Origin of the sequence: Thermosipho globiformans (assembly GCF_003990895.1) — a bacterium.
In the GTDB taxonomy this organism is placed as follows: Bacteria; Thermotogota; Thermotogae; order Thermotogales; family Fervidobacteriaceae; genus Thermosipho; species Thermosipho japonicus.
Genome location: NZ_BHXD01000003.1, coordinates 21,874 through 45,144, shown reverse-complemented (window position 1 = coordinate 45,144; position 23,271 = coordinate 21,874). Strand labels below are relative to the sequence as shown.

At 31.8% G+C, this 23,271-nt stretch carries 21 protein-coding genes and 1 tRNA gene; 21 read left to right on the top strand and 1 reads right to left on the bottom strand.

From position 1 onward, the window contains the following. The 12 genes from EO083_RS03330 to EO083_RS03275 all read left to right on the top strand — a co-directional run bounded on the left by EO083_RS03330 (window position 1) and on the right by EO083_RS03275 (window position 14,830). Window positions 1-828 carry a mechanosensitive ion channel family protein gene (locus EO083_RS03330; protein ID WP_126992779.1) on the top strand — a complete coding sequence of 276 codons (828 nt, stop codon included), beginning with the start codon at window positions 1-3 and terminating at the stop codon, window positions 826-828. A gap of 363 nt (window positions 829-1,191) precedes the next feature. Next, window positions 1,192-3,183 carry a methyl-accepting chemotaxis protein gene (locus EO083_RS03325; protein ID WP_126992778.1) on the top strand — a complete coding sequence of 664 codons (1,992 nt, stop codon included), beginning with the start codon at window positions 1,192-1,194 and terminating at the stop codon, window positions 3,181-3,183. A 95-nt stretch (window positions 3,184-3,278) separates the two neighbouring features. Continuing rightward, window positions 3,279-3,536 carry a flagellar biosynthesis anti-sigma factor FlgM gene (flgM, locus tag EO083_RS03320; RefSeq protein WP_126992777.1) on the top strand — a complete coding sequence of 86 codons (258 nt, stop codon included), beginning with the start codon at window positions 3,279-3,281 and terminating at the stop codon, window positions 3,534-3,536. A 3-nt stretch (window positions 3,537-3,539) separates the two neighbouring features. Continuing rightward, window positions 3,540-3,974: a flagellar export chaperone FlgN gene (gene flgN / locus EO083_RS03315; RefSeq protein ID WP_126992776.1), complete on the top strand. Its 435-nt coding sequence runs from the start codon at window positions 3,540-3,542 to the stop codon at window positions 3,972-3,974. A 17-nt stretch (window positions 3,975-3,991) separates the two neighbouring features. Then, window positions 3,992-6,535, top strand: a complete 2,544-nt coding sequence (flgK, locus tag EO083_RS03310) for a flagellar hook-associated protein FlgK (RefSeq protein WP_126992775.1) — start codon at window positions 3,992-3,994, stop codon at window positions 6,533-6,535. A gap of 12 nt (window positions 6,536-6,547) precedes the next feature. Beyond that, window positions 6,548-7,435, top strand: coding sequence for a flagellar hook-associated protein FlgL (flgL, locus tag EO083_RS03305; protein WP_126992774.1), 888 nt, complete (start codon window positions 6,548-6,550; stop codon window positions 7,433-7,435). Next, a complete protein-coding gene (locus EO083_RS03300; RefSeq protein ID WP_126992773.1) occupies window positions 7,432-8,082 on the top strand; it encodes a tRNA1(Val) (adenine(37)-N6)-methyltransferase in 651 nt (216 codons plus the stop codon). Before flgL ends, EO083_RS03300 begins: the two co-directional genes overlap by 4 nt. A gap of 23 nt (window positions 8,083-8,105) precedes the next feature. Further along, window positions 8,106-10,034 (top strand): CHASE2 domain-containing protein, encoded by a 1,929-nt coding sequence (locus tag EO083_RS03295; protein ID WP_126992772.1) that lies wholly within the window; start codon window positions 8,106-8,108, stop codon window positions 10,032-10,034. After that, window positions 10,027-10,965 (top strand): HD-GYP domain-containing protein, encoded by a 939-nt coding sequence (locus tag EO083_RS03290; RefSeq protein ID WP_126992771.1) that lies wholly within the window; start codon window positions 10,027-10,029, stop codon window positions 10,963-10,965. Before EO083_RS03295 ends, EO083_RS03290 begins: the two co-directional genes overlap by 8 nt. Then, window positions 10,958-11,590 carry a DUF3307 domain-containing protein gene (locus EO083_RS03285; RefSeq protein WP_126992770.1) on the top strand — a complete coding sequence of 211 codons (633 nt, stop codon included), beginning with the start codon at window positions 10,958-10,960 and terminating at the stop codon, window positions 11,588-11,590. The genes EO083_RS03290 and EO083_RS03285 overlap by 8 nt, the downstream gene beginning before the upstream one ends. Continuing rightward, window positions 11,587-13,608: a FecR family protein gene (locus EO083_RS03280; protein ID WP_126992769.1), complete on the top strand. Its 2,022-nt coding sequence runs from the start codon at window positions 11,587-11,589 to the stop codon at window positions 13,606-13,608. Before EO083_RS03285 ends, EO083_RS03280 begins: the two co-directional genes overlap by 4 nt. Before the next feature lie 4 nt (window positions 13,609-13,612). Next, window positions 13,613-14,830, top strand: coding sequence for an HD domain-containing phosphohydrolase (locus EO083_RS03275; protein ID WP_126992768.1), 1,218 nt, complete (start codon window positions 13,613-13,615; stop codon window positions 14,828-14,830). 13 nt (window positions 14,831-14,843) lie between these two features. Here EO083_RS03275 and EO083_RS03270 read toward each other — a convergent pair. Beyond that, window positions 14,844-14,917 (bottom strand) — tRNA-Gln (locus EO083_RS03270). Window positions 14,918-14,981: 64 nt separating this feature from the next. Between EO083_RS03270 and sdaAB the strand changes: the two genes are divergently transcribed. From sdaAB to EO083_RS03225, 9 genes are all read left to right on the top strand, one after another. Continuing rightward, window positions 14,982-15,629, top strand: coding sequence for an L-serine ammonia-lyase, iron-sulfur-dependent subunit beta (gene sdaAB, locus EO083_RS03265; RefSeq protein ID WP_126992767.1), 648 nt, complete (start codon window positions 14,982-14,984; stop codon window positions 15,627-15,629). Continuing rightward, window positions 15,629-16,486 (top strand): L-serine ammonia-lyase, iron-sulfur-dependent, subunit alpha, encoded by an 858-nt coding sequence (gene sdaAA / locus EO083_RS03260; protein WP_126992766.1) that lies wholly within the window; start codon window positions 15,629-15,631, stop codon window positions 16,484-16,486. The genes sdaAB and sdaAA overlap by 1 nt, the downstream gene beginning before the upstream one ends. A gap of 154 nt (window positions 16,487-16,640) precedes the next feature. Beyond that, on the top strand, window positions 16,641-17,426 hold the full coding sequence (locus EO083_RS03255; RefSeq protein ID WP_126992765.1) for a DUF4912 domain-containing protein: 786 nt from the start codon (window positions 16,641-16,643) through the stop codon (window positions 17,424-17,426). 2 nt (window positions 17,427-17,428) lie between these two features. Next, window positions 17,429-19,048, top strand: a complete 1,620-nt coding sequence (locus EO083_RS03250; RefSeq protein ID WP_126992764.1) for a glycoside hydrolase family 57 protein — start codon at window positions 17,429-17,431, stop codon at window positions 19,046-19,048. A gap of 173 nt (window positions 19,049-19,221) precedes the next feature. Beyond that, window positions 19,222-19,797, top strand: coding sequence for a 2-oxoacid:acceptor oxidoreductase subunit gamma family protein (locus tag EO083_RS03245; RefSeq protein WP_126992763.1), 576 nt, complete (start codon window positions 19,222-19,224; stop codon window positions 19,795-19,797). After that, entirely contained in the window at window positions 19,790-20,122 is a 333-nt protein-coding gene (locus EO083_RS03240; RefSeq protein WP_004100655.1) for a 4Fe-4S binding protein, read from the top strand. The genes EO083_RS03245 and EO083_RS03240 overlap by 8 nt, the downstream gene beginning before the upstream one ends. Window positions 20,123-20,135: 13 nt before the next feature. Further along, a complete protein-coding gene (gene porA, locus EO083_RS03235) occupies window positions 20,136-21,314 on the top strand; it encodes a pyruvate synthase subunit PorA (RefSeq protein ID WP_126992762.1) in 1,179 nt (392 codons plus the stop codon). A 13-nt stretch (window positions 21,315-21,327) separates the two neighbouring features. After that, window positions 21,328-22,305, top strand: coding sequence for a thiamine pyrophosphate-dependent enzyme (locus tag EO083_RS03230; protein WP_126992761.1), 978 nt, complete (start codon window positions 21,328-21,330; stop codon window positions 22,303-22,305). An 89-nt stretch (window positions 22,306-22,394) separates the two neighbouring features. Continuing rightward, complete coding sequence (locus EO083_RS03225; RefSeq protein ID WP_126992760.1) at window positions 22,395-23,237, top strand: SDH family Clp fold serine proteinase; 843 nt, start codon at window positions 22,395-22,397, stop codon at window positions 23,235-23,237. The last annotated feature ends 34 nt before the right edge of the window (window positions 23,238-23,271 follow it).

The following is a 23,271-nucleotide window of genomic DNA, read 5'->3' as shown; positions in this document are numbered from 1 at the left end:
ATGAAGGAAATATTTCAAAATTTTTGGGATGAGGTACTATTATCAATCATCTCTGTTTTAGTTGGTTATGTAGTTTATAAGTATCTAACTAAGATTATTCAAAAATCCTTAGAAGCTTTTGGAAAAGAGTTAAAAGCTCCAAAAACTGTAAAGTTTTTTGTTGGTGTTATTATTTCTGTTTTTGTAATACTTGCCTTGTTGAGTATTTGGAAAGTCAATCTTGTACCATATATAACTGGGCTTGGGATATCGGGTATAATTGTGGGTCTTGCTCTCCAGGAACCGTTGACTAATTTTGTTTCAGGGATTCTAGTTATGTCTACTAGAAAGTTATTTGAAGGGGAGGTTGTAGACATAAATGGAATTACAGGTATTGTTGATGAGATAAAGATTAATCACAGTTATATTAGAAGTTTTGATGGAAAATTAATTTTAATTCCAAATAAATCTGTTTGGAGTGGAATAGTTACAAAATTTTGGCCAGGTCCTGTTAGAAGAGTGACAATGGATGTTGGAGTTTCATATAACACTGATTTGGAAACTGCATTTAAATTACTTCAAAAAGCAATTGAAGAAGAACCACTTGTTGTAAAAAAAGGTGTTAGTAATTTTATTGCTTTTAAACAATTTGGAGCAAGTTCAATAGATTTTACTGTTTATTTTTGGGTTGAAAGAAGTACTTATTTTGATACTGTTAATTCACTTGCATTTAGAATAAAGAAAATATTTGATGAAAACAATATTGAAATACCATTTACCCAAATTGATGTTCATTTAGATTATCAAAATCTTGGAAAAGTTTTTATCCCAGAAGATAAAAAAATATAATAACTCTGCCAAGCAAAACTTCATAAATAAGACTATACAGTAAAGAAATTTTAACAATGAAAAAGTGTTAGGCTTTAATAATTAGATTTGGCCTTTTTGTTTTCCTCGCATTTTATTTTTTAATAAATAATGACCATACATTCTTGTTTTCCTGCCATTAATATTATTATTTCCACCGTGTGCTTCTTGATTTTTTTTAAAGATAAATTTATAAGTTTTTTGGAAAATTATTTTAGTAGTTTTTTTGATATTTTTTTATGGTAGAATATTTATGTACTGTAAAAGTCGGAATAAAAAGATAAATTTTAAATTATAATTATGATACTATTTATGAAATAATAAATTTTTTATGGAGGTGAAATTATGTTTAAAAATTTGTCAATAAGGGCAAAGCTATGGTTTCTTTTGATCCTATCTGCTGTCTTACCCCTTGCTATAGTTTCAACTGTAGCAATAGTTAATTCATACAATGTTGGAAAGGAATTAGGAACAACTTCTCTTTTGTCTATTGCAACTTCGGGAACAAAAAATTTGGAAAGTTTTCTTCAAGGATATGTAAATCTTGTAGATTTTCTTTCTACAGATGCTAACGTTGTTGGTGCAAAGGAAAATAAATATGATGAGGTTACATGGATGCTAAAAACTTTTAAAAATATTAAAGAAAAGTATAAAGATGCACTTTATGTTTATCTTGGAACAACTGACAAAAAGTTTTATATTTATCCTAATGTAGACATGCCTGAAGGGTATGATCCGACAAAAAGACCATGGTATATTGATGCTGTGAAAAACAAAGGTAAAGTGATTATAACTGAGCCATATATTGATGCGTCATCAAAAGATATAGTTATAACTGTTGCAAAGACTGTTATGAATAATGGGCAGATAGTTGGTGTAGTAGCACTTGATTTTAAGGCATCCGAACTTGCAGATTCACTTCTTTCAGCAAAATTTGGTGAACATGGATATTCTTATCTTTTATCATCTGATGGAAAAACATTGTTACACGTAGATGAAGAAAAAATTGGTAAATCCGTTGCTGATATGGATTGGTTCAAAAGAGTAGTTAGTAGTAAAGATAAATCAGGTGTTGTAGAGTATGTTTACGATGGAACAAAGAGAATAGCTGGATTTTCAAAAATGGATAATGGCTGGATCTTTGTAACTGCTGCTTTTTCAAAGGATGTTAATAAAAGGGCAACTGATATTATGATCTTGCTTGTTGTTATTTCAATCATTGCAATTGCACTTTCATTTATTTTTGGAAGCTTTACAGGAAGTTCAATAGTAAAACCTATAAAGTCGCTTGTTGAGGTAATTGAAAAACTTGGAAACGGTGATTTAACTCAAAGAGTTGAAATTAATTCAAAAGATGAAATTGGACATATGTCAGAACAGCTTAATAAAGCACTTGATAATCTATCAGTTCTTATTTCTCAAGTCGATCAAAATACTTTAAAACTTAGAGAAAATTCAGAAAAACTTACAACGCTTTCTGTGGAGCAGGAAAGTGAAGTAGAAGAACTTACCAAAAACATAGAAGAGATAAACTATGAAATCCAAAATGCATCATCTGCAATAGAGGAAACTACAAGCGGTGTGGAAGAGGTTGCAGCAAGTGCTCAAAACGTTTCAAAGACATCACAAGACCTAACTGAAAAAGCTACAGAAGTTTCTAATTCTGCAAAAGATAGTGAAAAAGCTATTGATACTATAGTTCAAATTATTGAAAACATAAAGTTAAAATCTCAATCTATGTCAGAAAAAGTTGATGATCTTGCAAGCAATGCTAACAATATTGGAGAAATAGTTGAAACTATTTCAAGTATAGCAGAACAAACAAACCTTCTTGCATTAAATGCAGCAATTGAAGCTGCAAGGGCAGGAGAGGCAGGAAAAGGATTTGCAGTTGTTGCTGATGAAATTAGAAAGCTTGCTGAAGAAAGTAAATCCGCAACTGATAAAATTACGCAGATATTGAAAAATATTCAACAACGTTCTGAGGATGTTAGAACAGAAACAGGAGATATGGTAGAAATAGTTTCTAATGCAAGTAAAGAAAGTGAAAATATTGCAAGTAATTTAAGGGGAATATTAAATCAAATAACAGATATTTCTGGAATGATTGAAAATCTTGCTGCAATCGCACAAGAACAGAGTGCGGCTGCAGAAGAGATGGCAAGTGCTATGGACGTTGCAAGTAGAAATGTAACAAGTGTTGCAGAAAAAATGGAATCAGTTGTTGATTCAACAAAGGTTCAAAAAGAAAGATCAGTTGAAGTTAAGAATGCGGGAGATGAAGTATCACAAATTGCTAACAAACTTTATGAAGAAGTTCAAAAATTTAAGTTTTAGTTGATTTTTATATATAACAAATTCCCTCCACAATGTGGAGGGAATTTTTAATTTTTTTACTTTTTTCCGATAAGTAATATTGGAGGTGAAAATGTATGGAAATTAAAAAAATAGGTGGATATGGGTATATTCAAGGAATAAATAGTAAGAATGCAGAAAAAATAAATAGGAAAAAAAATGGTAAAGATAAAGTTGATTTTTCAGCAACACTCGAAATCAAAAAACTTTTGTATGAATCAAAAAATATTCCTGAGGTTAGAGAAAAGTTAGTAGATGAATTAAAACAAGCGATTGAAAATGGAACGTTCAAAATTGATCCCGAAAAAATTGCAAGATCAATACTAGGAGGTTAAAAAATGAAAGATTTATTGAAAAATCAAATTAATTTGTTAAAAAGCATTATTGAATCTTTTAAGCTTGCAGAAAGAGCATTAATAGAGAAAGATGTACAAAATCTTTCAAGACATATTTCAAAAGTTGAAGAGTACTCTTTTAACTTTGAAAGACTTGAAGAAGAGCTAAATAAGGAAATAAATAAGAGGGGTTATACGTCAATAAAAGAATATATTGAAAAAACTAATGACAGTGAAGTTGCGTATTTGCTTGCTACTTTAGTTGAGAATCTTAATGAGTTGACTATTGTTATGTCAAACTTTAAGAATTTAGTAGATTTTGAAAATAAGTATTTTGAATTTATAAAATCATTGTTTTCTAATACTTCCACTACTTCAACTTATACAAAAAAAGGATATGGAGTGAATCAAAAATCATTAATTGATAGAGCATATTAATATAGAGGAGTGATTAAATGCCAGATATTAGCCTTTTTGGGGCTTTAAATACAGGATTATTAGGAGTTTATACTAGTAAACTTGCAATGAACGTTGTTTCACATAATATAGCAAATGCAAATACGCCAGGATTTTCAAGGCAGGTTCCAATTATTAGGACAATGCCTCCTATACCTGCTACAACGCTTACTCAACCTTCCATTCCTTTACAAATTGGTACAGGTTCAAAGGTGAAAGATATTCAAAGAATAAGAGATGAATTTTTAGATATACAATACAGACAAGTGAATAACAAATACAATTATTGGGATTCAATTACTGCAAATATGCATTTTGTCGAGCAGCTTTTTGCTGAGCCTGGAGATTCAGGTATTAGGTACCTTTTTGATTCAATGTGGTCTGGAATAGAAGAAATCATTACTGATCCAACAAATAGTGCAGCAAAGCGGGAACTTGTGAGTAGAGCAGAGGAATTAGTTAAAAATGTAAAAGATCTATATTCAAGACTCGAACAATTAAGAGAAGATCTAGATTATGAAATATCTCAAAGAGTTGAGCAGATAAATGGAATGGTAAAAAGACTTGCTGATATAAATTCAAAGGTTAGACTTTCTATGGCGTTGAAATCTACTCCAAATGATCTTTTGGACGAAAGAGATAGAATTTTAGATGATTTATCAAAATTTGCTGATATTTTTTATACCGAAGATGCATCGGGACAAATATCTTTGAGAATAGGAGATCAAATTGTATTGACCGGTAGTGATGTTAATGAGTTAAGAGCACTTGAAAGACCGTATGGAAAAGGATTTAAAGAAATTTTTGTAGGAAATTCAAAGGTTGATATACATGATGGAAGTTTAAAGGCAGCTATGGACTTGAGGGATGATATTATAGTCAAATATATGAATAGGCTTGATGAATTTGTTCTTTACTTAACTGATAAATTTAATTTGATTCACAAAGATGGATTTAACTCTGATGGAAGTGTAACAGGGTTGAATTTCTTTAATGAAATGACAGCTGATAATATAGAAAATTCTGTGTTATTTAGAATAGCAGGATCAAAGAGGGTTGAGGGTGGACCTATAAAGTATATCTCGGGGATGTCAAATAGGGATAATTTGAGCGATATAACAACAAAACAATTTATCGATCAGGGTGCAATTGTATTTTTTGATGGTTCAAGCAATGCCCAAACAATTTCGGTAAATGCTGGAGATACCATCCAGGATTTTATGAATACTGTCTCATCAAGTGGCTTGTGGTTTAACTTTGAAACAGCACTTCATAATGATTCTACTTATTTACTTAGGATGACAAGTAACACAACCGATTTGAAAGACACACTCGCGCTAGATTTTAACGGAAATATGTTCAATACTATGGGATTTAATACCAAAGATGTTGATATTTACGTGATAAACCAATCAGAGTTTAATATTCAAGAAGGTACTTACAAGATAAAAATTAACGGCACTGAGGCTAATATAAATGTAACAAGTGGATATACGATTAATGACCTTGCAAACGATATTAATTCCAACTTTTCATCCGATGTAAAAGCAGTTGTATATAATAATAAGCTTTTGATAATTCCTACAAAAAATAATAATTTTGATAGAAATTTAGTTAATATAGAGGATTCAAATGGGCTGTTTACTCAAGCAAATCTTCATGTCGAAACATATAAGGCATTAGATACGAGCAGAGAAACTTTGGATAATATTCTAGATCACACTTCACCATTTAAGATAACAATAGGTGCTACAAGTATTGAGATTGATCCGACTCAAACTACATTAAAAGAACTTGCAGATAAATTGAATGAGGTTGGAACAGGTATTTTGTTTGATGTTACACCTCACAATAAATTTGTAATTAGAGGGACAAGGTCTATGGATTTTAAAATTGATAAAACAATAAAAGGGCCAGAGGCATTATTTGTAAAATTAGGATTTATTGATCCAGACTCTGATCCAACAAACGATTGGGATGAGGATTATGTATTTTTAAATCCTTTTGACGAGCCAAAGTCTTTAAGAGAAAGATTTGCAAAAGCTGATACTCTGTTTGTTGATAAAATAACTACAAATGAGCCTTTTAGGTTTGTTGAAAAGTTTAATGTAAATTCAACCGTAAGTGTTAATCCTGAAACTATTGCAGTTGATTATGGTAAAATAGAGGATAACACAAATTGGGATGCAAAAGTATTTAGTCCAACTGGACAAGCAAATACAACAATTATGGAAATTCTTTCAAAAATGCGTTTTGAAAAGATCTTAAATGATGGAAGAGAGAGTTTTGCAGAGTATTTAGGTGGAATTGTTGCAGAGATGGGAGTTGAAGGTGAAACAGCGATGAAGATGAAAGATAATACGGATATAATAATGAAGGATATAAGTAATGAGAGAGAAAGAGTTAAAGGTGTTTCATTAGATGAAGAAATGGCAAATATGATAAAGTTTCAACATGCATTTAATGCTTCGGCAAGGGTAATGACTGCTGTTGATGAGATGATAGGTAGAGTGATTGATAGACTAGGAGTTGTAGGAAGATAGGGAGGGATTTAAATGAGAATAACTAATGGAATGATCAATGAAAGAACATTATTTAATATACAACATAGTTTGTATAGAATTTCAAAGCTTCATGATAAGCTTTCTTCAGGAAAGGAAGTCTCCTATCCTAGTGATGACGCAGTAGTTGCTACAAGAGCTTCTAATATTTCCAGCCGTATGAGGGAATTAAAGCAATTTAAAAGAAACGTTGAACATACACAAAATTTTGTGAATATATATGACTCTACGATACAAGAGCTTACAAATGTGTATCATAGAATAAAAGAACTTATTGTTAGAGGAGCTAATGGGACGAATGATGCTGCTGAAAGAGAAGCAATAGCTTCGGAACTTGAAAAATTAAAAGAACATCTTGAAGATATTGCAAATACGCAACTTGGCGGTGAGTATATATTTGGTGGTGCAAGAAGTGATCTAAAGCCTGTTGAAAACGGAAAAATTCAAACTCCTCCTGATGCAAATATAAAAAGAAAAGTAAATGCTATGGGGTTTACAATTGAGTATGGAGTAACCGTTTACGATGTTTTCAAGCTAGAAAATGGAAAGGACGCATTTACAGTTATAGATGATGCAATAAATGCATTAAGAGAAGGAGATAGTTTAAAGCTTTCAAATATTACTTTAAAGGAAGTAAATTTATTAGAAAATTCTACGATGGAAGTATTTGCTCAAATAGGTGCAAATTCGCGTACTTTAGAGCTTGTAAGTTCAAGGTTAACAGATATTGATACGTTTATGACTGAATATCTTTCAAAGGAGCAAGATGCAGATCTTACAAAGGTTTTAACAGATCTTTCTATGCAACAATCTGTTCTTCAAGCTGCTTTAAAATCAGCTGCACAGGTATTACAAAAAACTTTGGTTGATTTTGTATCATGATTAAATTACCACCATTTGATAAAAATCTTGGAAGGGATATTAAAACTATTGATATTGATGGACATAAGCCGACGCATGCGTCGGTATTTCTTTTGTGGTATTCATTACCAACAAGTGACATTAAAAGTGTTTGTGAATTAGGTAGTGGAACTGGATTTGTAAGTTTTGGGCTTTCAAAGTATTATAACTTAAAAGTTGCGGGAATTGAAGTACAAAAAGAACTTTTTAATGCTTCAGTAAGGGCTATAGAGTTAAATAATGTTTCTAATGTAGACTTTTTTAACTTAGATCTTAAAGATGTAAAAAAGAATTTTTCAGCGGAAAGTTTTGATATGGTAGTTTTTAATCCACCATACCATTTTTCTTCTAGCTCTGAAAATAAAATAAGGGAGATTTCGAGAAAATCAAATCAAGAACTTTTAGAAATTTTTATATCATCAGCTTCTTTTTTGCTGAGAAATAGAGGAACTTTTGTGACAGTTATTGCTCCTTATATTTTCCCTTTGTTTAACAACATCCTTTTAAAATATAGATTAACACCTCAGCAGATGTGTATCGCATATGGCAAAAAAGCTGAGCTAATTGCACTAAGAGGGCGCAAAAATGGAGGAATGCATTTTGAAATTGATGTACCGGTATATTTTTGATCAATTTGTGGTAGAATTGTAGTATGAAAATATTATATTATTTATCAGCGATTCTTCTTTTTGTTTATGGTTTATTTTTGTTGTTTCAAGTACCATTTATAGATTTTTTTGAGTTAAAAATTATGGATCTGTTTTATCGAATAAGGGGTTCAGTTAATATATCTCCTGACATTGTAGTTGTTGGAATTGATGAGTATTCTTTAACTTCCCTTGAAGCAGAAAAGGATGTATGGCCGTGGTCTAGACATCACTTTGGAAAGGTTGTTAAGAATTTATTTAATGCTGGGGCAAAAGTTGTTGTATTTGATGTGTCTTTTACAGAAGAAGATGAGACAAATCCAATGTATGATAACTATTTTGCAAGTATTATTTCAAAATACAAGAACGTGATTCTAGGAACCTATCTGATAAATGAAAAAGATACATATCAAAAGTACAATGAAAAGATCAAAGAAAAACTTGAAAATAATATTACATATCTAAATTATACCTACAAAATGAAAAACTTTAAAAGCCTAGATTTCATACAACCTATTGAAATTTATAAAGTTCGCCCTCCTATATTGAAGTTTTCATCACTTGTTCCTTCTGCAACATATGAAATTGGTGAAATAGATGTAGATGGAGTAGTAAGAAGTTTACCATTGTTTTTTAAGGAATTGTGGGCTAATGAAATGGGGATTTCTTCAGGATTTTTACCTCACATGGATGTTTTGGCGGTTGCAATGTTTAAAAATGCAGATTTAACAAATTTAATAGTTGACTTTGATAAAAGAGTAGTTGAAATAAGAGATCTAAAAATTCCTTTTGATTCAAATGGCCTTTTTAAGATTTTCTATTATGGAAATAATATATTTAAAGAAATTTCTTTTTATGATATTGAAACTGGGAATTTTAATAAAGATATTTTTAAAAATAAAATTGTGATTATTGGTTATACTGCAACTGCCAAAGGATTGTATGACCTTAGAATAACTCCATTTTCAAATAATACGCCTGGAGTTTATATTCATGCAACTGCTATTCAAAATATGCTATTAGGTGACACTTTAATTAGAGCATCGACTTGGTTAAGGTTATTATTTACTACATTAGCAATTATTTATGTTCTTTTGTTTTCAAGATCAAAAAATATAAAAATAAATATTTTGGCTCTTCTTTCTGTACCATTAATTTTCCTTGTTTCATATATGTTATTCTTAAATCAGATATATTTAGATAGCTTTTTTCCGGTAGTTTCCTGTATTATTTTAAGTACTACAAACATTTCAAAGAATCTTATTCAAGAGAATAAAGAAAAAAAGAAAATCAAAGAATATCTATATAGATATGTTCCAGATAATGTAGCTGATTATTTGATAAAAAGTGGAAAGTTAACCCTTGGTGGAGAAACAAGAAATATTGTTGTACTTTTTTCAGATATAAAGGGCTTTACAAGCCTTTCTGAAAAACTTGATGCAAAAGAATTAGTTGAGTTGTTAAATAGCTATTTAACCAGAATGAGTGACATTATAAAAAATAAATATAATGGAACAATTGATAAATTTGTTGGTGATGCTATAATGGCTGTTTTTGGTGCACCAATTAGTTTTGAGGATGATATTGAAAGGGCTTTAAAATGTGCACTTGAGATGCGCCAAGAATTAAGAAAATTTAACAGTGAGAATAATATAGATTTGGATAGCGGTATAGGAATTCATTATGGGCCAGCAATTGTAGGCAACATTGGAGCACCTTTTAGAATGGATTATACAAGCATAGGAGATACTGTTAATACTTGCTCAAGGATAGAACACTTAACGCGAGAATTGCCAGCAAATATAATTGTTTCTGAAAGTATTTATAAACTTGCAAAAGAAAAATTTGAATTTATCTTTCTTGGAGAATATCGTGTTAAAGGAAAGAGTATGCCATTAAAATTATATGAATTAAAGGGTGAGAAGAATGTTTGAATTTAAAAACTTAGTTATAGACAATTTTGGAAAAGCAGGCAAAAAAGTTATTTTAAAACTCGACATAAAAAATCATACTATAGAAATATATGATCTTCTTCCTGATTCTGAAACGCTTTATTTTCTTGCAAATTTTTTTGAAATTTTTGATCCAAAATTTTCAGAAAATATAATTTCGAAAATAATAAATTCCAACAATTTAGATGATGTTCTAAATGCTATGAAAAAAGCATGGGATCTTGATGATGTATTATATGATGAAAATAATTTTGAAATTGAATTTAGTAATAATACATTTTACTTTCCAATATATAGTAAAACTGCCGGTAGCCTTGGAACTGTTATTTTAAAAGGAAATTTAAATTCTGAGTTTATTATAAATTTTCTTGCAATTTCTGATGCTATAACTTCAATACTAGAAGGTTTTATATTAAAAATGAGAGTTTCTGAACTTTTATATAGTACTTTAGAGGCTTTATCTAAAGCACTTACTAAGAAAATAAACGTAGATGAAAAATTGCAAAAAGAGATAGAAAATAAGATTATAAGCCTCGGCGAAAAATTTAATATTCCAAAAGATATATTAAAGATTGCAAGTAAGATTTATGATTTAGGGAAAATAGGTATACCTGATTATGTATTTTCTAAAAAGGAGCTTAGTAAAGAAGATTTAGAAATTTTAAATAAACATGTGGAATATGGATATGAAATATTGAGTAAGATAGAAGATATTCCTGATCAAATTTTAAAAGCAGTTTTGTATCATCATGAAAAAAAAGACGGAAGTGGTCCATTAAAAGTTAAAGACGTTCCCCTTTTAGCCCAAATTATTGGAATAGTTTTGGAAGTTGTTGAAAACAAAACTCCAATTGATGCTTTGCAAGGGAAATATGATGAAAAGCTCATTGAGGAGATGAAAAAGAATGGATAGGTTCATACATTTGTTTCTTGGACATCTTGTTGGAGATTATGTACTTCAAAATAAATTTATAGCATCTCACAAGCAAAAAAATTTAAAAGTTCTTTTGATACACATTATTTTAATTTTCTTTAGTCAGGTTGCTTTTTTTGCAGGAAAAGACTTTAATATTAATTCAATATACATAATTTCTTTTGTAACACTTGCTCATTTTTTTATTGACTTTGTCAAATATAAAAATAATGACAAAACATTTTTTAAGAGTCCAAAGTACTATTTGATAGATCAATTGATGCATATTTTAGTACTTTTCATAGCTTCTATTTTTTCAACTCAAACCTTTTTTTATATTCCTGATAAACTTGCAGTAATTTTAATTTCTGTTATTTTTAACGCCTATTTTCTTGGAATTTACACTTTTATTCTCAAAAATAATGTTAAAGAATATAAGCGTGATATTGTAGGCTACATTGTTAGAGGACTTTGCCCTGTCTTTTATATTTTTGGCCCCATAGTCTATTCAGTATATACTTTATTGACAGGATTTTTTTCACTTTACTTTTTAAAAAGTTATCAGGTAATTTCCTGGGCGCTTTCAATTATATCAACCATAATTTTTTTGGAGGTGTTATTATGAAAAAAATACTTTTTCTCCTTATAGTTTTATTTTCAATTTCAATTTTTGCAAACCTTAAAGTTATACCTGATGCAACAGTTGTAGAAGTAGGAAGTTCGTTGGGATTAAAGGTGATTTCTGATAAAACAGTATATGTTGATTTTAATCTTGGTGGTTTTGAACCGGCTGATATAGTATTTGATGGAATTGTTGGAGAGTCATATGTTTATTACATTGCTCCTTTAGTTGAAGCAAGTGATACTATTACTTTTAAAACGTCAGATGAGTCAACATCGATAACTATATATTTTGTTAAAAGTAGCGAAGAGGTGAAAAATAAATCGTTTGCAAAGGTCAAAAGTTTTTCTGGGCACGTTGCAGTTAAGAGGGGAGACCTTTGGAATCCGATAACATCTGAGACTGTAATTGAAGAAGGAGACGAAATATTAACAATGGAAAATTCCTTTGTTGAAGTAGAGTTTGAAGATGGTAGTGTATCAAAAATACTAGGAAATTCTCAGGTATTATTTGAAAGAGTTAGATACGACAAAGGTGTAGTTGACATAGTAATGAACCTAAAAAAAGGAAAAAGTTATAATATAGTTCAAAAGCTTTTAAATAAGTTTTCAAAGTTTAGAATAAAAACCAAGAGTGTCACTGCAGGTGTTAGAGGAACAAGATTTGCTGTTTTTGAAAATGGAAAGATATTAACGTACGAAGGAAGAGTATTTGCTTATTTTTCAGACGGGAAGGTTTTACCGGTTACAGAAGGATACGCTTTAGAATCTTTTGAAAAACCGAAAAAGGTTGATGTACCAGAAGAGGAATTTGTTAAAGTGATGCCCGAAAAGCCAACAACTAAAAAAGAAGAAGTTAAGGAAAAAGAGAAAACAATGTCTGTACAACCGAGCGTTCCTCCAGTTTCTGTTGGACCTGTTAGAAAAGGTAATGATTATTATATGGTTTATTCGATAGCTCCTGAGTTTGATTTTGGTTTAGTAAGAGTTGGACTTGGATTTACTGCCTATTCTACTGATGTTTCGGGTAATTTGTATTATGGACTTCCTTCGGATAATCCAAGTACAAATATAATCAATGGACTTACGTTAAACTCTTTGGCTTTTAAAATTTTTAATGTAGATTTTAGATACGGTAATATGTTTCCAAAATCGCTTGGACTTGGATTTACAACAAGAAATTATTACAACCCATTTTCAAAGAGTTTTGATATTGAATATGATAGTGATAAATTTTTATTGTATGCTCGATTACCGTATGAACTTTCAAAGATTTATCCAATTGAACTTTTAACGTCTGATTCTATTTTCTTAGCAGAGGCTAGTATAAAATTTGATTTACCATTTATTGGAGAATCAAGCATTGGTTTAGGTATTACTATTGATACGCAGGCAAGTTCAGCTTTCCTAGAAGATATTTCTGCAACGCCGATTGAATCTGCATATTCACTGTTTTTGAAAAAGGAAATTTTTAAGAACTTTGATTTTGGAATAGAATTGTCTATGGAAAATGGCTTAAATGACTATTCATTAGGAAGTTTTGCAGGCTTTTATGGTAATTTTTCATTTGTCAATCTAACTGCTGGTGTATATTATTACCTGGATGGATTTGTACCTTTTTATTTTAATAATAATTACTCTTATTTAAAGAGTGCAAATAAATTACCGGCTATGGATAGTGAAGGTTCATCAGGATATCTTTCTGGCTTTGACTTTGATACAAGTTTTGCTAAGGGTAAATTATATCTATATGGAACATTAACCAATTTTTCAAGCCCTACTCTTGAAGGGCAAATTGAGATATCAATTCCTCAAATTGGAACTTTTAGTGGCTTGTCTATAGCTGGATATTACTTTGATAAAACACCATTTGAAGGAAGTTTGTTCAGTTTAGATACAACATCTTATCTGAAAATTATTTATCCTTTAGCTGGAGAATCGTTCTCGGCAGGAGTGATATTTATATGGGACGGAGAAAAGTGGAACGAAAATGTAATTATCGGAGTGGATCTATGGAGGTGATAGATTGTATGCACCTTACTGGGTATCTGGATACATAGTTGATAAGGAAATAATTGGAAAAAAAAGTAAAATAAAGGTTAATATAGATGATGTTGATTTTTATCTTTTAGAGAGAGAAATTAACTATTCGATTTTAAAGATGCTTGTGAGGCATGCAAAGAAAAAAAGTCTAAAAATATTGAATGATGTTGAGAAAGTTTCATTTATGGCTGCAAAACTTAATAGTTCATTGCGACTTTCTACTTTGCTAAAAAATATTCAGGAAAGTATATGCAATATTTTAGATGCAGAAGCTGCTTCTGTGTTACTTTTAAAAGATGATCACTTGCAATTTCTTGTTACTGTTGGAAAGGCAAGTGGCAAAATAGAAAGTATACCAGTTCCTATGGAATCAATTGCTGGAACGATTTATAAAAGTGGAAAAGCTATGGTTTTTAATGACCTTTCTAAGGCTCCACATTTTAAGAAAGTTGATAAGGTTTCAAAGTTTAAAACTAAAAATATTGTAGGTGCACCAATATATTCAGATCAAGAAAAAGTTGGAGTAATTGAGGTTTTGAATAAAGAAGGAGGATTTAATGAGAGAGATGCAAAGATAGTTGAATTATTTGCAAAGTTAATTGGAAAGAAATTGTTAAGCACATGGGAACATGAAAGATTTAGTAAACTGTTTAAAAACATAATTCTTGCGTTTTCTACAATGATAGATAAAAGAGATAAATATACACATATGCATTCTAAAAATGTAGCGTATATCTCAAGGTTAATAGGAGAAGAACTTGGTTTTTCTGAACATACTCTTGAACAATTGGAATATTCTGCAATTTTACATGATGTAGGAAAAATTGGAATTCCAGACAGCTTGTTGTTAAAAAAGGGGAAATTAACAGATGAAGAATACAAAATTATTCAATCACATACTATTATGGGTGCAGAAATTTTAGAAAAAATAAAGCATACAACTTATGACATTATTTCCGGAGCTTTAGAGCACCATGAAAGGCTTGATGGATCTGGTTATCCTTTTGGGAAAAAAAATGGTGAAATAAGTCTTTTTGGAAGAATAATTGCTATTGCTGATGTCTACGATGCTTTAACTGCAAAAAGGCCTTATAAAGAACCGTGGCCAAAAGAAAAAGTATTGAAAATTTTAAGGCAAGACAGTGAAAATGGAAAATTTGATATTAAACTTATTGAAATACTAGAAAAAATTGCCCCTTAATAGGGGCAATTTCTGGCTGGGAGGGGTGGATTCGAACCACCACTGGCGGATCCAGAGTCCGCAGTCCTGCCATTAGACGACCTCCCAATTACATATTTAATTTTATCATATAAAATGATAAAATCAAGATATAAAAAGTGAGGTGATGGATATGAGCCTTTTAAAAATTCTTGGCCCAGTGATGGTAGGGCCATCAAGTTCTCATACTTTGGGTGCATTAAAAATTTCAAGATTTGCTTATAAATTAGTTGGGAAGACTCCTGATAAAGTTACATTTTTACTTCATGGTTCGTTTTCAAAAACATACAAAGGCCATGGAACGGATAGGGCTCTTCTTGCTGGAATAATGGGATTCAAACAGGACGATCCAAGAATAAAGGATGCATTTAAAATTGCAAAAGAAAGAGGTCTTGAGTATTCTTTTGAAATTCAAGATTTGGGAGAAGTACATCCAAATACTGTGAGAATAAAGTTCGAAGTTGAAGGTATTGCTCATGAAATAGAGGGCTCATCAATAGGTGGTGGAGATATAAAAATTACAAATATAGATTCTGTCCCCTGTGATTTGTCATGGGACTACGACACACTTGTTATTGTTAACAAAGATATTCCAAAGGCACTTGAGAAAATTCTTGATGCGATAAATGTTAATGTGGCAAATCTATATTTAAGAAGGATAAATGCCTTGCTTGAGAGAGCGCTAACAATCGTAGAACTTGATGAACCTATTGATAATCTAGAAGAAATTAAAAAAATTCCATACGTTTATGAATGCTATTTTATTGGGAGGGACTATTAATGACCTGGAAAGAAATAAGTGAAATGTCAAAAAATATGGAGCTTCATGAAGTTATATTAACGCTTGAAATGCTTGAGAATGGTGAAGATCCAGTAAATCTTAAGAATATGCTAGGGGATATTTTAAAAGTAATTTTGGAAGAATCAGAAAAACAGTATGGTAAAAAACAAAAAACTTTAACGGGTCTTACCGGGGAAAATGCATTTAAATTTAGTAATTATTCTCCAAAATTAATGGGCGAGTTTAATTATATTGCTACTACAACAGCGCTTTCAATTGCAGAAAGTAACGCTTCAATGGGAAGAATAGCTGCGTGTCCTACAGCGGGTTCTTCGGGAATTATTCCAGGAGTATATTATTCCTTGTATAAATTGTTTAATCCAAGCTTTGAAGAACTTTTAAATTCATTTATAGTTTCAGGTGGTGTAGGAAACGTTATTGCAAAAAAAGCAACACTTTCCGGTGCGGCTGGAGGCTGTCAAGCAGAAATAGGTGCTGCTGCTGCAATGGCGGCTGCAGGACTTTCATATTTTTTTATAAAATCTGCTGATGTTGCAGGTAATGCAGCAGCACTTGCACTTAAATCACTTATGGGACTTGTTTGTGATCCAGTAGGTGGATTTGTAGAAGTTCCATGTGTAAAAAGAAATGGAAATATAGTTAATTTGGCAATTTCTTCTGCAGAACTTGCCATGTCAGGAATAAAAAGTGTAATTCCATTGGATGAAGTTATTGATGCAATGTATAAAGTAGGAAAAAGTCTTCCTGAATCTTTACGTGAAACTGGTGAGGGTGGAATTGCTGCTACTCCAACTGCAAGAAAATTAATTGATAATATTAAAAATAAGCTTTTTTAGCATGTTTATACGATATTATAATAAAATATTTTAAAATATAACGTTTTTACTCCTCCATACAACAGTTTACAACATTCTTTTATAATGTTATAATTTTTATTGAAAAAATATTTACTAAAAGTTTACAAAATTCTTAGTAAAAGGGGGGAGTAAGATGGTTGATGGAAATATAGAAAAGTTAAAAAAATGGTTAGATTCAAATCCGACCATTCAGGAGTTAAAATCTCAGGCAAGAATTTTGGGTTTAAAGGTAAAAAGGATGATGAAAAAAAGAGAAGTAATTAAACTAATAGAAGGCTATATTAATCAAATGCAAGAGCTTCAGGAAATTCAGAGACCTAGCTCAGCAAATTCTGCAAATAATGTTAAAGAAGATCAAGAAATTAAGCAAGAAGGGGATATTAAACTTCCAGAAAGTTACAATAAAAACAAACTTGTTGTTTTGCCAGTAAATCCAAATTGGTTACATGTTTATTGGGACTTTTCTGAGAAAACTAGAGAATCTTTAATGAATCTTCCAAATGGTTTTAGAACCGTATTAAGAATATATGATGTAACTTTCATAGATTTCAATGGTAATAATGCACATCGAACCTTTGAAATTTCGCTTGATTTAAGAACAATGAAAAATTACTATGTTAATGTTCCTATGCCGAATGCAGATTATCTTGCAGAGTTAGGATATGTATCCCCCGATGGAGAATTTCACCCAATTATGCGTTCCAATCTTTGTAAAACTCCTCCAAATTCTCCAAGTCAAAGTACCCGTGAAAGATGGCTGGATATAAGGAAAAAGAGAAAAATAGTTACTCCTTCAGATGGTGTTTTAGTAAAAGAAGTTGAAACCATTCCAGGATCTATTTTTAACAACAATCCTTTGTCCAAGGAAGAATCTATTTGGCAGCTCTTTAGCAGGCTCAGAAGCGGAAGGGGGATGTGATTATGCCAAAAGGGAATGTAGTATTTGTTTTACATGCACATCTGCCATATGTTCATCATCCAGAGTATAAATTCTTTCTTGAAGAAAATTGGTTGTTTGAAGCTATAACGGAGACGTATGTTCCACTACTTAGAATGTTTAAGCGACTTGAAAATGAAGGAATAAAATTTAATCTAACGATGTCAATTACTCCCCCTTTGATGGAAATGCTAGCAAATAAATCTTTACAAGAAAAGTACATAAATAGGATGACAAAGTTAATAGAACTTGCTGGAAAAGAAATAGAAAGAACAAAAAGTGAAAATCCAAAAAAACATAAAATGGCAAAGTATTATTATGAGGATTTAAAAGAAATATTGTATATATTTAAAGATGTATACAATGGAAACATATTGAACGGATTCAAAGAATACATGGAAAAAGATAGATTGGATATAATAACTTGTAATGCAACACATGGTTTTCTGCCATTAATGGAAATGTATCCTCAAGCAATTAGAGCTCAAATTGAACAAGGAATTAAAACGTATGAGAAACATATGGGGAGAAAACCTAGAGGAATATGGCTTGCAGAATCTGCTTATTTTTCTGGACTTGATAAGTATCTTAGTGAATATGGAATAGAATATTTCTTTGTGGATTCTCACGGTTTTTGGTATGCTGATGAAAGACCTAAATATGGTGTTTACAGACCTATAATTACTCCAAATAATGTCTTTGTATTTGCTAGAGATCCAGAAAGTAGTGAACAAGTTTGGAGTGCTGAAATAGGTTATCCTGGTGATGGGCGATATAGAGAATTTTATAGAGATATAGGCTTTGATAGAGAATTTGAATACATAAAACCCTATATTGATCCAAGTGGAGTTAGAATGAATACAGGAATTAAATATCATAAAATAACCAGTAAACAAACTCCTCAAAATCAAAAGGATTTTTACGATATAGATGAAGCAATTCAGGTAGCTAAAGAGCATGCCATGGATTTTTTAAGAAAGAAAGAGCAACAATCTAAAAAATTGATTAGCTTGTTTAATGGAATTGAACCAGTTATAGTCGCTCCTTTTGATGCAGAACTTTTTGGCCATTGGTGGTATGAAGGCCCAATCTTCCTTGAAGAATTTATGCGACAGGCTTCAAAAAGTTCTTTGGTAAGAACATTAAAGGCTTCTGATGTTGTAGATATAGTAGAAAAAGTACAGATTGCAACTCCTGCCACCTCTACATGGGGAGCAAATGGATACAATGAAGTGTGGTTAAATGGAACTAACGATTGGATTTATCCTCACCTTCATGAAATGGTAGAAAAAATGACTGAACTTGCACAAAAGTATCCTAACAAGGAAGAAGTTAAACCTGAAATAAGAAGAACCTTAAATCAAATGGCCAGGGAATTATTGCTTGCTCAATCAAGTGATTGGGCATTTATAATGACAACTAGAACAAGTGTAGAATATGCTGTTAATAGGACTAAAACTCATATAAAACGCTTTTTGGAGTTATATGACATGGTTAATAGCGGGAAAGTAGATACAAAAAAACTTTCATATTATGAATGGACAGATGATATTTTCTCTGATATTGATTATACAATGTATTTGAAAACAGAAAAGTATAATTAATTATGCTTTAGTTGTTAACAGAACAAAAACACATTTGAAACTTTTTTACGTTTGTAGAATATACTTTTAGGTGGTAAAATAGACATGGGAATACTTTCACATTATTGATATTTAGATGCAAACTATACTTGTTTTAGTGTTTAAAAATCTTTTTTGTAAGGAGGGAGATAACAGTGCCCGCAAAATATTTTGAGATTAGATGGCATGCAAGAGCAGGGCAAGGTGCAAAGAGTGCCTCCCAGATGCTTGCAGAGGCAGCTCTTGAAATGGGAAAATACGTTCAATCTTTCCCAGAATATGGTGCAGAAAGAACAGGAGCGCCAATGAAGGCTTTTAATCGTGTTGCCGATGAACCAATTTTGGTCCACAGTTCAGTTGAAAATCCAGATGTTGTAGTTATAATTGATGATACGATGTTAGGGCAACCAATGCTTACCGAAGGAACAGATGAAAACACTGTATTTATTGTAAATACCGTTAAAGATGTTGAAGCAGTTAGACAAAAACTTGGAGCAAAAGGGAAAGTTTGTACAATTGCTGCAACAGATATTGCACTTGAAGAAATTAAAAGAGGTATTCCAAATACCGTTATGTTGGGTGCTATTGCAAAGGTTACAGGAATAATAACACTTGAGAGTGTAGAGCAGAGAATAAGAAAAGCATTTGGTAAGAAATTTTCTGAAGAAATTGTAGAAGCAAATGTTAGAGCTCTTCGCCGTGGATTCGAGGAGGTGAAATGCAATGGCTGAACTCAAAGGATGGAAAGATATTCCAATTGGTGGAGTTATAGATAAACCTGCTACTGCAAAAGAATATCAAACAGGTACATGGAGAGTTATTAGACCAGTTCACCAACCAGAAAATTGTATTCACTGTATGATGTGTTGGCTTTATTGTCCTGATCAAGCAATTGTAATTGAAGTTGTAGATGGAAAGCCAAAAATGAAAGGATACAATTATTATTACTGTAAAGGTTGCGGACTTTGTGCAAATGTATGTCCAAAAACAAATGATAACCTTCCTGAAGAAAAAAGAGCAATTGTTATGAAACCTGAAACGGAATTCCAAGACTAAGGAGGTGCCTGAAATGCCAGAAGTAAAAAATAGACAAGCAGTTACTGGCGCGCAAGCAGTTGCAAATGCTATGCGTCAAATAAATCCTGATGTTGTTGCAGCTTACCCAATTACCCCTCAAACGCCTGTTGTCGAATATTTTGCGCAATATGTTGCAGATGGTGTTGTAGAAACTGAAATGATTCCAGTTGAAAGTGAACACAGTGCAATGAGTGCTGTTGTCGGTGCAGCAGCAGCTGGTGCTCGTGCAATGACAGCAACAGCAGCAAACGGTCTTGCTTTGATGCATGAAATTGTATACATAGCAGCATCTTCAAGACTTCCAATTGTTATGGCTGTTGCAAATAGGGCTCTTTCTGGACCAATAAACATTCACTGTGACCACAGTGATGCTATGGCAGAAAGAGATTCTGGATGGATTCAACTTTGGGCAGAAAATGCTCAAGAGGCATATGATCTTACATTAATGGCAATAAGAATTGCTGAACATGAAGATGTTAGATTGCCTGTTATGGTAAATTTTGATGGTTTTATTATTTCACATGGTGTTGAGGTAGTAGACTTTTTAGATGATGAGGTTGCAAAAAAATTTGTTGGCGAGCCAAAAGTTATGTATCCACTTCTTGATACAGAGCATCCAGTAACACATGGTCCACTAGATCTATATGACTATTATTTCGAACATAAAAGACAACAAATTGAAGCAATGAAACATGTTGAAAAAGTATTTAAAGAGGTTGCAGAAGAATTTGCAAAGATTTCAGGAAGAAAATATGATCTTCTTGATAAATATAAAGTTGATGATGCAGAGTATATAATGATTGCACTTGGTTCAACGGCAGGAACGATTAAATATACTGTTGATCTTTTAAGAGAAGAAGGCCACAAAGTAGGAGTAGTAAAGCCACAAATCTTTAGACCATTCCCAAAGAATGAATTGCAGGAATTGCTAAATGGTAGAAAAGGCGTTATTGTATTGGATAGAGCAGCATCATTTGGTGCAGAAGCACCTCTATATGAGGCTGTAAAGAGTGCACTTTATGAAGTAGCTGTAAGACCGCAAATTGGAAGTTATGTCTATGGACTTGGTGGAAGGGATATTAAGATTGAACATATTAGAAAAGCATTTGAAGATGCATTTAGTGGTAACTTAATAGCTGATGAAGAAAGATACCTAGGACTCAGGGAATAAGGAGGTGTAATTGATGGCTTTAAATATAATGCAACTTGCAACAATGTTTGCAGATAAACACCCTGGTATAACATCCGGTCACAGACTTTGTCCAGGTTGTGCTGCTCCAAATGTAGCAAAATTTGCCCTTATGACAGCAGAGGCACTTGGCTATACACCAATTGTTGGATTTGCAACGGGATGTATGGAAGTTTCAACTACAATTTATCCATACACAGCATGGAATATTCCATATATTCACAATGCATTTGAAAATGCCGCAGCAACAGTTAGTGGTGTAGAAACTGCATATAGGGCCCTTTTGAAAAAAGGAAGACTTGTTGATCCAAACAAAAAATATGCATTCTTTGCATTCGGTGGAGATGGAGGAACATACGATATTGGTCTTCAATCACTTTCTGGTGCAGTTGAGAGAGGACACAAATTTATTTATATAGTATACGATAATGAGGGTTATATGAATACTGGAAACCAGAGATCAGGTGCTACACCTCCAGGCTCTCAAACAACAACACAACCAGTAGGTAAAAAATTATCTGGTAAAATTCAACTTAAAAAGAACATTGTAGAAATTATGGCTGCTCACGAAAATGTATACGTTGCAACAGTATCTACTTCTGAACCAATGGATTTCTTCAAAAAAATTGAAAAAGCATTAAACTTTGATGGACCCTCATTTATAGCTGCGATGTCTCCATGTGTAAGATTCTGGAGAGTTAATGATGATAAAGCAGTTGAGATTTCAAAACTTGCAGTAGAAACTGGTTATTGGCCATTATATGAAGTAGAAAGAGGAGTATATAGAGTAACAAAGAAAGTAAAAGAATTAAAACCAGTTAGAGAATTTATTGAAAAGCAAGGAAGGTTCAGACCTCTCTTGAAGAGACCGGATGCAGATGAAATAATTAATGAATTGCAAGAATATGTAACAAGTAGATGGGAAAGACTTCTTGCACTTGAAGAAGCAACAAAAGATAAACCAATTAGATAATTTATCGAAAAAGTAATAAAAAGCAAGGCGTTATGCCTTGCTTTTTTTTGATATAATTGAATAGGATAATTATTGAGAGAGGTGGAAAGATGGGTGATTTATTTACTATTATTTTTCAAATTTTTTGGATGGTATTGATTATTTCAAGTTTTGCACCATTATTTAAAAGTATGTCTCTGCATTCTTCAAGAGATGGGTTAATAAGAGCTATTGAGAAAAAAAGAGGAAGTAGAGTTATAACATTGATACATAGGGAAGAGTCTATCAATTTCTTTGGTCTTCCTATTCGAAGGTATATAGATATAGAAGATTCCGAAGAATTGATAAGGGCTATTAAGATGACTCCAAATGATATGCCAATAGATTTAATCATTCATACTCCAGGTGGTCTAGTATTAGCTGCTGAGCAAATTGCAAATGCTTTGAAAAAACATAAAGGGAAAGTAACTGTATTTGTTCCACATTATGCCATGTCAGGTGGGACTTTAATAGCTTTGGCGGCTGATGAAATTGTAATGGATGAAAATGCAGTTCTTGGACCAATTGATCCACAGCTTGGGCAGTACCCGGCTGCTTCTATTTTGTCTGTTGTTGAGAAGAAAGATATAAACGAAATAGATGATCAAACGTTAATTTTAGCAGATGTAGCAGAAAAAGCAATGAAGCAAATGAAAGAATATGCAACTAATCTTTTAAAAGAAAAATATGAAGAAAATGCTGAAGAGTTAGCTGATAAACTTGTAAGCGGTTATTGGACACATGATTATCCAATTACAGTGGAAAAAGCTAGAGAACTTGGATTAAAGGTTTCTACAGATATGCCAAATGAGATTTATTTGCTTATGAGTCTTTATAAACAATCAGGGAAGAGAAGACCTTCAGTAAATTATGTGCCTGTTGATTATAGGGTGTTTAAAGACAATCAAAAGTGATATAATTTCTGATAAAAAAGTGGCTTCTTTAAAA

Coding starts and splice junctions, on each gene's coding strand:
- EO083_RS03330 (WP_126992779.1), top strand. CDS start 1: ATGAAGGAAATATTTCAAAATTTTTGGGATGAGGTACTATTATCAATC.
- EO083_RS03325 (WP_126992778.1), top strand. CDS start 1,192: ATGTTTAAAAATTTGTCAATAAGGGCAAAGCTATGGTTTCTTTTGATC.
- flgM (WP_126992777.1), top strand. CDS start 3,279: ATGGAAATTAAAAAAATAGGTGGATATGGGTATATTCAAGGAATAAAT.
- flgN (WP_126992776.1), top strand. CDS start 3,540: ATGAAAGATTTATTGAAAAATCAAATTAATTTGTTAAAAAGCATTATT.
- flgK (WP_126992775.1), top strand. CDS start 3,992: ATGCCAGATATTAGCCTTTTTGGGGCTTTAAATACAGGATTATTAGGA.
- flgL (WP_126992774.1), top strand. CDS start 6,548: ATGAGAATAACTAATGGAATGATCAATGAAAGAACATTATTTAATATA.
- EO083_RS03300 (WP_126992773.1), top strand. CDS start 7,432: ATGATTAAATTACCACCATTTGATAAAAATCTTGGAAGGGATATTAAA.
- EO083_RS03295 (WP_126992772.1), top strand. CDS start 8,106: ATGAAAATATTATATTATTTATCAGCGATTCTTCTTTTTGTTTATGGT.
- EO083_RS03290 (WP_126992771.1), top strand. CDS start 10,027: ATGTTTGAATTTAAAAACTTAGTTATAGACAATTTTGGAAAAGCAGGC.
- EO083_RS03285 (WP_126992770.1), top strand. CDS start 10,958: ATGGATAGGTTCATACATTTGTTTCTTGGACATCTTGTTGGAGATTAT.
- EO083_RS03280 (WP_126992769.1), top strand. CDS start 11,587: ATGAAAAAAATACTTTTTCTCCTTATAGTTTTATTTTCAATTTCAATT.
- sdaAB (WP_126992767.1), top strand. CDS start 14,982: ATGAGCCTTTTAAAAATTCTTGGCCCAGTGATGGTAGGGCCATCAAGT.
- sdaAA (WP_126992766.1), top strand. CDS start 15,629: ATGACCTGGAAAGAAATAAGTGAAATGTCAAAAAATATGGAGCTTCAT.
- EO083_RS03255 (WP_126992765.1), top strand. CDS start 16,641: ATGGTTGATGGAAATATAGAAAAGTTAAAAAAATGGTTAGATTCAAAT.
- EO083_RS03250 (WP_126992764.1), top strand. CDS start 17,429: ATGCCAAAAGGGAATGTAGTATTTGTTTTACATGCACATCTGCCATAT.
- EO083_RS03240 (WP_004100655.1), top strand. CDS start 19,790: ATGGCTGAACTCAAAGGATGGAAAGATATTCCAATTGGTGGAGTTATA.
- porA (WP_126992762.1), top strand. CDS start 20,136: ATGCCAGAAGTAAAAAATAGACAAGCAGTTACTGGCGCGCAAGCAGTT.
- EO083_RS03230 (WP_126992761.1), top strand. CDS start 21,328: ATGGCTTTAAATATAATGCAACTTGCAACAATGTTTGCAGATAAACAC.
- EO083_RS03225 (WP_126992760.1), top strand. CDS start 22,395: ATGGGTGATTTATTTACTATTATTTTTCAAATTTTTTGGATGGTATTG.